12 protein-coding genes are annotated in these 12,223 nt (G+C 50.2%); 5 read left to right on the forward strand and 7 right to left on the reverse strand.

The features are described from left to right. Positions 1-60: 60 nt before the first annotated feature. Positions 61-723, forward strand: a complete 663-nt coding sequence (locus KG631_RS02790) for a ComF family protein (RefSeq protein WP_301003552.1) — start codon at positions 61-63, stop codon at positions 721-723. On the opposite strand, the gene KG631_RS02795 is transcribed toward KG631_RS02790, so the two are convergent. Continuing rightward, a complete protein-coding gene (locus KG631_RS02795; protein WP_301003553.1) occupies positions 711-3,251 on the reverse strand; it encodes a M14 family zinc carboxypeptidase in 2,541 nt (846 codons plus the stop codon). The genes KG631_RS02790 and KG631_RS02795 overlap by 13 nt on opposite strands. A 129-nt stretch (positions 3,252-3,380) precedes the next feature. Between KG631_RS02795 and nfuA the strand changes: the two genes are divergently transcribed. Genes nfuA through KG631_RS02810 form a run of 3 tightly spaced genes read left to right on the forward strand, consistent with a single transcriptional unit; the run spans position 3,381 to position 7,331 of the window. Beyond that, positions 3,381-3,959: a Fe-S biogenesis protein NfuA gene (nfuA, locus tag KG631_RS02800; protein WP_213995114.1), complete on the forward strand. Its 579-nt coding sequence runs from the start codon at positions 3,381-3,383 to the stop codon at positions 3,957-3,959. Between the two features lie 57 nt (positions 3,960-4,016). Then, positions 4,017-5,042, forward strand: coding sequence for a polysaccharide deacetylase family protein (locus tag KG631_RS02805; RefSeq protein WP_213995115.1), 1,026 nt, complete (start codon positions 4,017-4,019; stop codon positions 5,040-5,042). A 57-nt stretch (positions 5,043-5,099) separates the two neighbouring features. Then, positions 5,100-7,331: a DUF3857 domain-containing protein gene (locus KG631_RS02810; protein ID WP_213995116.1), complete on the forward strand. Its 2,232-nt coding sequence runs from the start codon at positions 5,100-5,102 to the stop codon at positions 7,329-7,331. Here KG631_RS02810 and KG631_RS02815 read toward each other — a convergent pair. The 5 genes from KG631_RS02815 to KG631_RS02835 are packed head-to-tail and all read right to left on the reverse strand — an operon-like array spanning position 7,328 to position 11,096. Continuing rightward, the gene (locus KG631_RS02815) at positions 7,328-7,969 is read right to left on the reverse strand and encodes an SCO family protein (protein ID WP_213995117.1); all 642 of its coding nucleotides are present in this window, start codon (positions 7,967-7,969) and stop codon (positions 7,328-7,330) included. The genes KG631_RS02810 and KG631_RS02815 overlap by 4 nt on opposite strands. Continuing rightward, positions 7,959-8,870: a heme o synthase gene (gene cyoE, locus KG631_RS02820; RefSeq protein ID WP_213995118.1), complete on the reverse strand. Its 912-nt coding sequence runs from the start codon at positions 8,868-8,870 to the stop codon at positions 7,959-7,961. The genes KG631_RS02815 and cyoE overlap by 11 nt, the downstream gene beginning before the upstream one ends. Next, entirely contained in the window at positions 8,871-9,866 is a 996-nt protein-coding gene (locus tag KG631_RS02825) for a COX15/CtaA family protein (protein ID WP_213995119.1), read from the reverse strand. It lies immediately after the preceding gene. Beyond that, on the reverse strand, positions 9,863-10,378 hold the full coding sequence (locus KG631_RS02830; protein WP_213995120.1) for a hypothetical protein: 516 nt from the start codon (positions 10,376-10,378) through the stop codon (positions 9,863-9,865). Before KG631_RS02830 ends, KG631_RS02825 begins: the two co-directional genes overlap by 4 nt. Then, a complete protein-coding gene (locus KG631_RS02835; protein WP_213995121.1) occupies positions 10,371-11,096 on the reverse strand; it encodes an SURF1 family protein in 726 nt (241 codons plus the stop codon). Before KG631_RS02835 ends, KG631_RS02830 begins: the two co-directional genes overlap by 8 nt. Positions 11,097-11,122: 26 nt before the next feature. Between KG631_RS02835 and KG631_RS02840 the strand changes: the two genes are divergently transcribed. Next, positions 11,123-11,332 carry a DUF2909 domain-containing protein gene (locus KG631_RS02840; RefSeq protein WP_213995122.1) on the forward strand — a complete coding sequence of 70 codons (210 nt, stop codon included), beginning with the start codon at positions 11,123-11,125 and terminating at the stop codon, positions 11,330-11,332. Positions 11,333-11,341: 9 nt separating this feature from the next. Here the strand turns inward: KG631_RS02840 and KG631_RS02845 are convergent, their stop codons facing one another. Continuing rightward, positions 11,342-12,223, reverse strand: a complete 882-nt coding sequence (locus KG631_RS02845; protein ID WP_213995123.1) for a cytochrome c oxidase subunit 3 — start codon at positions 12,221-12,223, stop codon at positions 11,342-11,344.

Here is a 12,223-nt window from a genome sequence, read left to right on the forward strand (position 1 = left end):
CTTAATTCGCTTGCTGCTATATTTCGCCGCTGCTGGCATTATTTACTGCCAGGCCAGTGTATGTGGTGCAGTTTACCGCTTGCAGAGCCCGGCAAACAACTTTGTGATTACTGTCAGGCGGCCCTGCCCAGGCTACCCTACGCGCTTTGCCACAACAATTTATTGTTGCTACCCGCAGTCGCGCGGGGTTTAAAAGGTGCTAAATTTGATCGCTTACTTTGCCTGGCGCACTATCAGCAACCCTACCAGCACTGGATACCACGCTGGAAATACTATACCGATTTAGCCGCAGGCCAGTTATTGCAACAGCAAATGTGTTTACTACTGCTAGGCTGCAAAAGTAATAGTATGCCAATGCCGCAAGCCCTGACTTTTGTGCCCCTGCATTGGCGCAAACAACGACAACGGGGGTTTAATCAGGCCAAGGTGCTGGCAGAAGCATTGGGGCAACAATTGCAAATACCGGTACTCGCGTTATTCAGTAAATCTGCCAGCCACAGCCAACGCGGTCTTAACCGGCGGCAACGGCTACGCAATTTGCGACGTTCATTCAGTCTTAAGCCGCAAACGGCAGCGCTGCCAACGCATATTGCATTGGTCGATGATGTAATAACCACCGGCGCGACAGCTAACGCCCTGACCAGACTATTGCGCCGGGCCGGGGTCAGCACAGTCAGCGTCTGGACCCTGGCTGTTACACCACCTCCGGGTTACTCACTCTGAATCGGTGCATTGAAGCTGTTACCCAGATACATGGCGTTAATCAGAATGCGGCTGGAACCGAAAAAGTAACCGCGGAATACCGGGTTATCCGTCATGCCAATAACCCGGCCCCGGCCCAGGTTATGGGCAATAATCGCCGCGCCCTGGGCTATTTTTGGTACATACTCACTGGCGCTGTAACCGGCTAAATGCGGACTCTGACTGTACAACGCCACATTGACAAAGGGTGAGCTACTGGGCTGAAGCAACATAATGTCATTTTTAAACAACGGTAAACGCGCCCGGGGTACGCCAAATGTTAATGGATGGCTGAGATCAAGCTCAGCACTGAAAATGGCCCCGGCAATCCGGCGTTTCGCAGCCAGCGCTTCGCGGTCAGCGTAACTTAAATCCTGCTGCGGAATAAGTTGTTGCATCTCCTTACCCTGCCAGACCCCTGCCTGCAACAAACCTGCATTGGCCAGCCAGGCAGCGCCATCTTTATGACCCCACAATACACCGCCCTGCTCAGTCCACTGTTTCAGCTGCTTAATCTGGCTGTCCTGCCATTGCCGGTAGTTGCCATCTGCCAGAATAATATGGCTATAGCGGTTTAAGTTAATCCGGCTTAAGCGTTCAGGTTCAACCATGCTGGGCGAAATACCGGCTAAGCGTTCAAGGTTGTACCATACTTCGCCCGCTTCGGTTGAGTTTACTCCGGGTCCGGCAATCAGCAGCACTTCCGGTTTTTTAATCACTGCAAAATTATGGCTGCCTAAATCGCTGCCCTCGGGGGTCAGGCCGCTGCGAATCGCATGGACTTTAACCGGATATTGCTGCTGTATTTGCTGCAAATGGCTGAACCAGTCTTTGTCCTGCTGCAAGCCGGCAGCAATCAGCATAGTGCCGGGTTGAAACTGCACCGTTTCGTCATTGGTCAGGGCGCTGAAATTATGCAGCGCTGAGCGCACTACCACACCTTCGGTCAGTAAAGCCTGCAACAACAAGGGTGCCTGTTGGTCCTGCCAGCTGAATGCATAAGCGTAAGCCCCGGCGGTTAACTGTGTTTTCAGTTGCGGTGTAGCCTGCCATTGCTCACTGGCCAGCGCCCGGCCAGGCTCGCGGCTTACTGCCTTAAACTCGATATTGAAGGCATAGGGCAAGGTCCAGCTGGACACATCATAGAAAGTGTTGTCTTTAAAGTTTTTTTCGGTAGAGAATGCCGCCTTAATCAAGCGGTATTGAGATTGTTGCAACGGCACAAAAAAACTCTGCCCCGCCTGATATTTAACATCACCGTCCTGCCAGTCACGTCGCAACGGGTAAACGGCAATATGATGGCGCTGCAACAAATCCAGTAAGGCTTGCAGCCGGCTCTGATCACCGTCATCCGTCAGCATGTAACCCCTGGTTTTATCAGCTTTGGCCTGAGTCAAGCCACTTTGATAAAACTCCTGCTGGTAAGCTAACAGCTCCTGACGCTTTGCCACCGCACCACGAATGGTCGACAGCGACGCAGTAAACTGATTTTTGATGGTATCGCTAAAGCTCAGCAGACCATTTATCGATTCCTGCAAGTGACCACGGCTGCTTGCCTGTTCAAACAAGATACCGACACTACCGTTTACATCCGGGTAGGTGGAGCCTTTGCCGATATAAAAGTCATCAAAGCTTTCTTCGCTATAGTACAGTTGCGCTTGCTCATCAAATGCCGCGGCATGAAACTCTGCGATAGCCGCAGTCAATTCAAAATTGCGTTCCGGGGTTAGCGGGTAATTTCGGCTCGGGATCCCTGGCTGGAAAAAATAACTGCTGTTAGTGCCCATCTCATGAAAATCACCGACCACATTGGGTAACCATTGCTGAAACTGGGCAATCCGCGCCTGACTTTCCGGATGCTGTAGCAATAACCAGTCACGGTTTAAATCAAACCAATAGTGGTTAGGCCGGCCATTTGGCCAGGGTTCAATGTGCTCACGGTGCTGCGGATCAGCAACCGGCTTACTGCCCTTGTGCATATTTGCCCAAGACGCGAACCGATCATGACCATCCGGATTCAGGCTGGGTTGAATTAGAATAACCGCCCGGCTGAGCCAGGCAGCCACCTCTTCAGTTTCCACCGCGGTTAAATAATGCGCCAGAACCAGAGCTGCGTTGGCAGCACTGGGTTCGTTGCCATGCACACCATAACCCAGCCAGATAACAATTGGCGCATCGCTGGCGATGCTTTGGTCCTGTTTAGCCTGCTGCAAATGTTGTTGCCGGATGTCGTCTAACCGGCGTAAATTTTCAGGCGATGAAATAACCAGTTGCAGCAATGGTCGTTGTTCGTGGCTGTAGCCGATCACCTCTAGCATGGCTTTATCGGACTGGCTGGCCAGTTGCTCGAAATAACGCTGGATCTGATCATGCCGGGCATGCCAGTCACCCACCGGGTGGCCAAGGGTTTGTTGCGGAGCGGGTAGCCTGGAGTCTACCGGCTCATTAAAATACTGCGCCTGCGCCGATACGGCCCAGAGTGCGAAAAAAACCACTACACTCAGTTTCATGCCTGTTTCCTTTAATTTTTTTGCGCGCCCAGTTAGCCAGAAACTGCAGCAAAACTCAAGCAGGGCTGGCATCAGCGCCAGACTCGGAGTATGATAGCCATTAACCTAGTAATTTAGTCAGGTACTAAGATGATTTCTATTTCAGAACAGGCGCAAGCCCATTTTGCAAAGCTGCTGGAAAAACAAGCTGCCGGTACCAGCATCCGGGTATTTGTTGTTAACCCTGGCACGGCTCAAGCCGAGTGTGGCGTATCTTACTGTCCGGCCGATGCCATTGAAGAGACCGACATCCAAATTGAATTTAACGGCTTTAACGCTGTGGTTGATGCAGAGAGCAAACCCTTTCTGGTAGACGCCGAAATTGATTTTGTAACCGATCAGATGGGCTCTCAGCTTACGTTAAAAGCGCCGAACGCCAAAGTGCGCAAGGTGAATGACAACGCGCCATTAATGGAGCGGGTCCAGTATGTCATTGATGCCGAGATTAACCCGCAACTGGCGAACCATGGTGGCCGGGTATCGGTGATGGAGTTAACTGACGATGGCGTCGCAGTACTGCAATTTGGCGGGGGCTGTAATGGTTGCTCTCAGGTCGATTTGACCCTGAAAGAAGGTATAGAGAAAGAATTGCTGGCCCGGTTCACCGGTGAACTAAATGGCGTTCGCGATATTACCGAACACCAGCGTGGCGAACACTCATACTATTAAGCCAACAGCCAATTATGATATAACAGCCCTGGTGCAGGTCAGTTTCCGGGGTTTTTTATGCGTTTTTTTGTTATCTTTTTTGCCAGCTTAAGTATTCTGCTAGGCTTACTGTCGCCAGCTCAGGCGGCCGTAATGCTGATTTACCACCATGTCGCTGATGATACCCCCCGCGTCAGCAGTGTCACTGCTGACGAGTTACGCCAGCATTTGCAATACCTGCAAGACCACAACTTTCAGGTTATTGGCCTGGATAAACTGGTTAACCAACTGAAAAATGGTGAGCCCATTGCCGACAATGCGGTAGTCATTACCTTTGACGACAGTTTTGAAAATAACTACACCACCGCGCATCCGATCCTGATGGAGTTTGGCTACCCCTATACCATTTTTATCAGCCCTGGCAGTATCGACAATCGGGTGGGTCCGGTGCTTAGCTGGGAGCAGGTCAGAAAAATGGCCGCTGACGGCGTGTTGGTCGCTAACCACGCGATGAATCACGAGCATATGACCAGGCGGCAGCCTGGTGAAAGCGAAGCCGACTGGCTGGCCCGGATGGAGCAGAATATTCTGCAGGCTGAACGGCGGATAAAACAGGAAACCGGCCAGAGTCATCAATGGCTGGCCTACCCCTACGGTGAGTTTAACAACACGCTTGAAGCATTGGTTAAAAAGCTTGGGTTCATCGGAATTGGTCAGCAATCCGGCGCGATTGGCCCTGCTACCCTGCTTACCCGGATCCCGCGTTACCCGGCGGCGGGTCAGTATGCTGATCTCTCTAAACTGGCTCAGAAATTGCGCACCCTCGCCTTTGATATTTCTGATTATTTGGCGGCTGATCAGCAAATAAGCGCCAACCCACCTACGCTGCGCCTGAAACTCAACATCGCAGACTTCCTGCCACAACAACTACGTTGTTATGCCGGCACTGAAACCCTGGAACCCAAATGGCTGGATGACAGTACTTTTGAAGTCACGGCTAGCAAGCCGGTTAATCGCGGCCGCAGCCGCTATAACTGTACTGCGCCGTCACTCAGTAAAAAAGGCTATTTTTACTGGTATTCGCAGCCGTGGTTAAATAACTAGTGTTCTAATCAGCTTACTGATATAAAAACAGTTTATCAGCATTGAAATGGACTTTTTGTGAAGCAGTTAACAAGATATATCGCTGCGCTGAGCCTGTTTATCACCTTGCAAAGCACTGCCGAGGTGGCACTAAGCCCGGTGCCAGACTGGGTAGTACCACTGCAGCCTGCACTGCGCAGCGACGTGCCGGAGCAAGATATAAGCAATGGGATTTATTATTTACTGGCAGATACCCAGTTGCAGGTTCCGGTAGCTGGCCAGCGCCAGATTTTTGAGCACTACGCCAGCCTGATAACAAGCAGTAAAGGCCTTGAACAAGCAGGTCAAATCAGTATTTACTTCGACCCTGGCTATCAGCAAGTCGCCCTTCATCAGCTGAATATCATACGTGATGGCAATACTATAAACCGTTACCCGCAAGCCCGTTTAAGTTTAGTGCAAACCGAGCATGAGTTAGAAAAGTTACTGTATCACGGCGAAACTGCGCTGAACATTGTGTTACCAGACCTGCGGGTCGGCGATATTGTCCAGTACAGCTACAGCCTGACCGGCAGTAATCCGGTATTTGCCGATCGCTTTAATACCAGCCAGCGTCTGAACTGGACCGTCCCCCTGCAACAACAACACTGGCGGCTGCTGTGGCAAAAGCCGGAGCCGCTGGTGTATCAATTCAGTAAAAATACAATGCCGTTGCAAATAAGTAAAACGGCAGAGAGTGTCAGCTATACCTTAGTTCAGCAAAATGTTGCGCCGGTTAAACACGAAGATGACACGCCAGACTGGTATTCGCCTTACAATGTTTTGTCATTCAGTAACAGCCCGCATTGGCAGGATATCGCCCGTTGGGGTACTGAATTATTTGAGCCCGCAATGGCTACCAGCCCGGCCGTTGCGGCGCAAGTGGCCAGATTACAACGCGACTATGCCACGGCTGAGCAGCAAATTGCCGCCGCCCTGCAATTTGTGCAGACCGAAATTCGATATCTGGGAATAGAGCTGGGGGAAAGCTCTCATAAGCCAGCCAGTGCAGGCCAGGTGTTGCAGCAACGGTACGGTGACTGCAAAGATAAAAGTGTGTTATTAGTCAGTATTTTACGCCAGCTTGGGCTGGATGCGGTTCCGGTCCTGGTCAATACTGAACTTAGTACCACTATCGCTGAGCGGCTGCCATCAGCCGGCGTGTTCGATCATGCTATTGTTAAACTGGCGTTTAATGATAAAAATTACTGGTTGGACCCAACCCGGAGTTTTCAGGCCGGGTCACTGGGAAGTGTATATCAGCCAAACTATGGTTACGCCCTTGAGCTGACTCCGACTGTCACTGAGTTGACCAGTATGAGCGCTGCTACTGAGCATACTGAGGTATTAATTAACGAGCAATTTCGTTTAGCTGAAGCACTCACCAGGCCGGCTGAATACCAGGTTAGAACCGTCTACAGTGGGTTGGATGCTGAGCGTTCACGCGCCGAGTTTGCCAACAATAGCGTCAGCCAGAAAGCTGACGGCTATGTCCAGTTTTACAGCCGCTACTACCCAACGATTAGTCTGGCCGGGCCAATTAGTAAAACTGATGATGCAGCAACTGGCCGTATCACCGTTGCGGAGTTTTATCAGATTGCCGATTTCTGGCAACAAGATGAAGATGAATCAGATAAGTTAAATGCCAACTTTTATAGTAATGGTATCAGCAGCTATCTGCAAACACCTGAAATTGCTGCCAACCGTACTCAACCTTTTGCCCTGAGTCATCCAGTCAATATCAGCCAGACCATTGCCATTGAGCTGAATAACATCGACTGGCAATTTGCAGATGAACAAGTCGAGGAAAGTAATCCGTTTTTCCACTATCAAAGCCAACTGCAATTTGACAGTGACAGCAACAAACTGACCTTAACATACCAGTACAAAAGCCTTACCGACCACATAATGCCAGAGCAACGGGCAGAGTATATAGCAGCGGTTAACCGGGCCCGTAACGATTTAAACCTGAATATTTATCAACGTGACGCTGTCAGCGAGGTTGCATTAACAGCATTCAATGACGGGGAAAAACTGACCTACTTGCTGCTGGCTGTGTATTTTATGCTGTGTATACTCTGCATCGCCCTCTGGTTGTTACCCACGCAAGCAGACAGGCAAAACCACAGCTTTCCGGAGCCCATGGTCCGGTTTGTTTTAACCTGGCTGGTTACCTTCAGTCTGTATGGCTTGTACTGGTGTGTTAAACATGGCCAGATGCTTAATGCACCTGTTGCCGCTGATAACTCATCTTCCCCTGCCGCTAACTAATTGCGCTGCAGCTGGTTCAATACCAGCGGAAAGTCACTGAGTAATCGCTCCCGGTTAACCAGCGGCACTTCGCCGGGCAGCATATCTGGTTTAAACATAGCCGCGACCTGGCCTTGGGGGTTAATTAAAACCACCGACGCACTATGGTCTACCAGATAATCCTGCTCCGTGGTGCTACTCATGGCATACATTAAGCCCAGCTCCCGGACAAAAGGAAACAACTGGTCGTGGCCGGCGGTTAAGCCGGTCAATGCCGGCTGATTAAAATAATCGACGTATTGCTTCAGTTGTTCAGGCGTATCTCGCTGGGGGTCAACTGAGATAAACCAGATTTGCAGTGGTTGCTCGACGGTAGCTGCAAGTTCTTGCTGTACACCAGCCAGTTTGGCCAGGGTTAGCGGACAAATATCCGGGCAAAACGTGTAGCCAACAAAAGCCAGCGTCCACTTGTCCATTAAATCTGCCCGGCCCCGCGGCTTACTATCCTGATCAAGCAGGGTAAACTCCGTCAGGTTACGTGGTTGCGGATAAACCAGAGCTTGCTCTGGCAAAGGCTTATGCTGCCAGAGTAAATATAGCATCACTCCGGCCACAACGGCGGCGGCAGAAAGCATTAAAACGATTAAATTACGAAACATAAAAAGGTGATACCTTAAAGTAATGGTCTACCAGCAATACCAGAAACAACACCATCAAATGGACAATAGAGAATTTAAAGGTAGCCATTGCTGTCTTGCTGTCTGCATTAAATTTCAATTTCCAGGCGTACTGTAAAAACCGTAAATTCAGGACGGTACTGCCCAGCAGATACACGGCGCCCGTCATACCGACGATATAGGGCAGTAAACAAACCAGACACAGCAGCACTGTGTACAATAAAATCGCGCTTTTGGTGTATTCAATGCCATGGGTTACCGGCAGCATCGGCATGTTCACTTTGGCATAGTCATCCCGGCGGTGGATAGCCAGCGCCCAGAAATGGGGCGGGGTCCAGGCAAAAATGATCATCACCAGCAGCAGGGCATAACCATGAATATCACCGGTAACGGCCGTCCAGCCCAGTAACGGTGGCATTGCTCCTGCCAGGCCGCCAATGACGATATTCTGCGGGGTGGCCCGTTTCAAAAACATGGTATAAACCACGGCATAACCAAATAAACTGAGCAGGGTCAGCCAGGCTGTCAGCGAATTAACGCCAAGATATAACAAGACAAAACCCATGGCGGCCAGGGCACAGGCAAAGGCGACCGCTTGCTGCGAGCTTACCCGGCCTTTCGCTACCGGCCGGCTGTGAGTCCGCGCCATCTGCGCATCAATTCGCTGATCGACCACATGGTTAAGCGCTGCAGCTGCGCCCGACAACAAGCCAATACCGATGGTCGCGAATACCACAACGGCCACATCCGGCAAGCCGGGTGATGCCAGCATCATGCCCACCCAGGCTGTTAACACCAGCAACGCCACTACTTTTGGTTTAGTTAACTCCAGATAGTCGCGCCAGCGGGAAATTCCGTGTCGCGAAGCCAATATTGTTGCCATTTACGCCTCCCTGCCAACAGGCCGGTAGAGTTGATACACCACCACCACCATAATCATCAGTAAGTTTGCCCCGATAAAATTGTGTGCTACCGCATTAGCCAGGGGCAAATGTAATACTACATTTAACAGGCCCAGAATAAATTGCAATAACAATATCACGCCAATTGCCAAGGCAAATTTCTGCATTATTTTAGTTTGCGCCCGGCGATACAGGCTGATGGCAAACCAACTAACCACAGCTAGCGTAATATACGCCCCTAAGCGGTGAAACACATGAACTGTCTGGCGGGCTTCGGCTGACATTACCCCATATTCATAGTCACTGTATCCCAGATGTAAATCAAACGCCTCATCCAGCGCCAGCCGACCGACCCAACCTGCTTCACAAACCGGCAGCTCAATGCAGGCCAGTGCGGCGTAATTCGCCGCGGTCCAGCCGCCAAGACCAATTTGCACCATAACCACTACCGCAGCGCCAATTGCTAATGGCTTTAACTGTGTCAACGCAGGCTCCGCTACCCGCAAAACAGGGGTCAGCTGCATCCAGTACAACGCCAGTAAACAATAGAGGGTAAAGCCACCCAGCAAATGCGCCAGCACCACTATAGGTAGTAAGCTCATGGTGACTGTCCAGGCACCTAGTGCGGCCTGGCAAATCACCAGCAATAACAGCACCGTCGGCAAGGTGCGGGGCTGCTGTCCTTTGCTGATCATGCTGGAAATAAATATCGCAGCAATTAGCAGACCTAAGGTACCGGCCAGATAACGATGGATCATTTCATTCCAGGCTTTTTGTGGCTCTAGTGGCCGTTCAGGAAACGCCTGCGCGGCAATTGCAATGCTTTCTGGCTTTTCTGGCACCTTTAGAAAACCATAGCAGCCCGGCCAGTCCGGACAACCCAGCCCGGCATCAGTTAAGCGGGTAAAAGCACCATAAATAATTACCACCATCGTCAACAGCAAAGTAAGAGAAACCAACTTTTTATGTCTGGTCATACGCTGGTCCTGTCATAATTTAACAACTTTAATAAGTCATAACGGATATTACGGGCAATATCTGCCATCTCAGTTTGTTGCTCTGGCATCGGGTAACTCAGCAATACCAGCCCTTTCTGGTCAACCAACAATATTTGCTGCTGCAGCAGTGCAACGTCATCAATTGCAGCCGGTTGCTGAACAAACATTGGATAGTCATCAGCGTCTGTTAATGGCCCAACCACCACCGGTTGCACCTGCTCCTGCTTGCGGCCAAGACCAATATATAGCTGTTTTACGGTATGCAAGGCATTCTGACAACGCTGCTGACAAGGCGCATCAGTCAGTATGACTATCCGCCAGTGTTTTTTCTGGCCGCTGATATCGTCCAGTAAAAAGATTTCCTGCTGCAGCCAGACTCCTTTGCTAGATGAGCCTGGGTTGAACCAACCCATTTCCAGTACCAGTTTTGCAGCTGCCAGTGGCAATACACAACATATTACAAACAGCAGCATAAATTTATTTTTATTCATTTTCTCTCCCGCTGCGCCGGGCAGCAGCAACGGCCACTGCCACCACGGCGATTGCCAGCATAAACCATTGAAAAGCGTAGCCATGGTGTTTTTCAGGGGGCATCACCACCGCCTGATAATGCGGTAAAAAAGGACTTTCCCCTTGTTGATACAACAAAAACGGATAGGCACTGACGGGAAGCTGAGCTGTCATCTGCTCCAGCTCTGGCTGTTGAATGCGCTGCGGCCATCCTGCGCCTTCCGTATTCTGGCCCAGCCTGAACCCTCCCACCTTAGTGCGAATGAGTCCCTGTAGTTGTACTTGCTCTGGAATAATCAACTCCGGCAGCTCATCCCGGCTACTGCCAGCAGCCACCCAACCAAGATTAACCAACAGTGGCCGACTTTTCTCCCCACTCTGCACCGGGACAATAACGTCATAGCCCACTTTACCATCAACAATCTGATTATCCAGTAGCCAGGCATAAGGCTTGATCCAGTATCCCGCTCCGGCAAATAACACGCCATCCGCCTGCTCTGCAGGCAGTACGGCAAGCTGTTGCCAGGTTAATTCGCCCTGTTGCTGGAGTTGTTCAAGTTGACTGATTTGAATAGCTTTTTCTTCTGCACGTTGCAACTGCCAATAGCCAAGCTTGCTTAAAATAATAAAAGCGGTCACAGTAATCAGCAACCACGCTTTGTGAATGCCAAAATAGCGGCCAAATATTTTAAGCCGCATAAATTGCTGACCGGAGATTAAAAAAGATGTTGCTAAAGCTCGTTATCATTGCGCTACTACTATTTATTGTTTTCAATCTGTTCCGGGCCGGAATTATCATGCTTAGAAACGATCCGGAACAAAAACAAATGTCCCGCTTTCTTGGACGCCGGGTTTTCTATTCTGTCCTGGTACTGCTGCTTCTTTTGCTGGCAATGGCTCTGGGGTGGATCACACCCAACCCCAGACCTTACTAAGTTGTATGGTTACAGGATATAAACAATAACAAACAGACAAATCCAGACCACATCAACAAAGTGCCAGTACCAGGCTGCAGCCTGAAAGGCAAAATGTTTCTCAGGGGTGAAATGCCCCTTCAGCACCCGGAAAAATACAAACAACAGGATGATAGCACCCAGGGTAACGTGCAAGCCGTGAAAGCCGGTCAGCAGGAAAAACGTATTGCCGTAAAAACCCGAGTCCAGCCGCAAGCCCAGATCGCGGTACGCATGTATATATTCATACACCTGCAAGCCTAAAAATGTTGCGCCCAGGAGTAATGTCAGTAATAACATCAGCTTTAACTGACCGCGCTTTTGCTGTTCCAACCCGGTATGAGCAAAATGCAGAGTAATAGACGATATCACCAGAATAGCGGTATTAATCAGCGGCAAACCTGTCCACGGCATCGCCTGAGTTTCAATGCCGCCAGGTGTTTTTACCAATGGCCACACGGGTTCAAAGTTGGGCCATAACAGCTCGAAGGTCATGGCATTATTACTGGAGCCGCCAAGCCACTGCATGGCAATCATCCGACCGTAAAACAGGGCGCCAAAGAACGCCATAAAGAACATCACTTCAGAGACAATAAACCAACTCATGCCCTGGCGGAACGAGCGGTCCATCTGATTACTGTACAAGCCACTCATTGACTCATCAATTACATTCCTGAACCAGCCAACCAGCATAAATACCAGTATGGCAAAGCCTGCCAACAACAAGTAGCCACCAAAACCGCTTTGCTGTTTACTGATATCAATTACAAAATGGCCGGCACCAAAAGCAATAAAAAACAATGCTATGGCACCCACTATCGGCCATGGGCTCTGGGCGGGAACATAATATTTTTCGTAGGTTTTTGTTGTCAT

The organism is Arsukibacterium sp. (genome assembly GCF_018402695.1).
Lineage (GTDB): Bacteria > Pseudomonadota > Gammaproteobacteria > Enterobacterales > Alteromonadaceae > Alishewanella.

Coding starts and splice junctions, on each gene's coding strand:
- KG631_RS02790 (WP_301003552.1), top strand. CDS start 61: ATGTGGTGCAGTTTACCGCTTGCAGAGCCCGGCAAACAACTTTGTGAT.
- KG631_RS02795 (WP_301003553.1), bottom strand. CDS start 3,251: ATGAAACTGAGTGTAGTGGTTTTTTTCGCACTCTGGGCCGTATCGGCG.
- nfuA (WP_213995114.1), top strand. CDS start 3,381: ATGATTTCTATTTCAGAACAGGCGCAAGCCCATTTTGCAAAGCTGCTG.
- KG631_RS02805 (WP_213995115.1), top strand. CDS start 4,017: ATGCGTTTTTTTGTTATCTTTTTTGCCAGCTTAAGTATTCTGCTAGGC.
- KG631_RS02815 (WP_213995117.1), bottom strand. CDS start 7,969: ATGTTTCGTAATTTAATCGTTTTAATGCTTTCTGCCGCCGCCGTTGTG.
- cyoE (WP_213995118.1), bottom strand. CDS start 8,870: ATGGCAACAATATTGGCTTCGCGACACGGAATTTCCCGCTGGCGCGAC.
- KG631_RS02825 (WP_213995119.1), bottom strand. CDS start 9,866: ATGACCAGACATAAAAAGTTGGTTTCTCTTACTTTGCTGTTGACGATG.
- KG631_RS02830 (WP_213995120.1), bottom strand. CDS start 10,378: ATGAATAAAAATAAATTTATGCTGCTGTTTGTAATATGTTGTGTATTG.
- KG631_RS02835 (WP_213995121.1), bottom strand. CDS start 11,096: ATGCGGCTTAAAATATTTGGCCGCTATTTTGGCATTCACAAAGCGTGG.
- KG631_RS02840 (WP_213995122.1), top strand. CDS start 11,123: ATGTTGCTAAAGCTCGTTATCATTGCGCTACTACTATTTATTGTTTTC.
- KG631_RS02845 (WP_213995123.1), bottom strand. CDS start 12,223: ATGACAACAAAAACCTACGAAAAATATTATGTTCCCGCCCAGAGCCCA.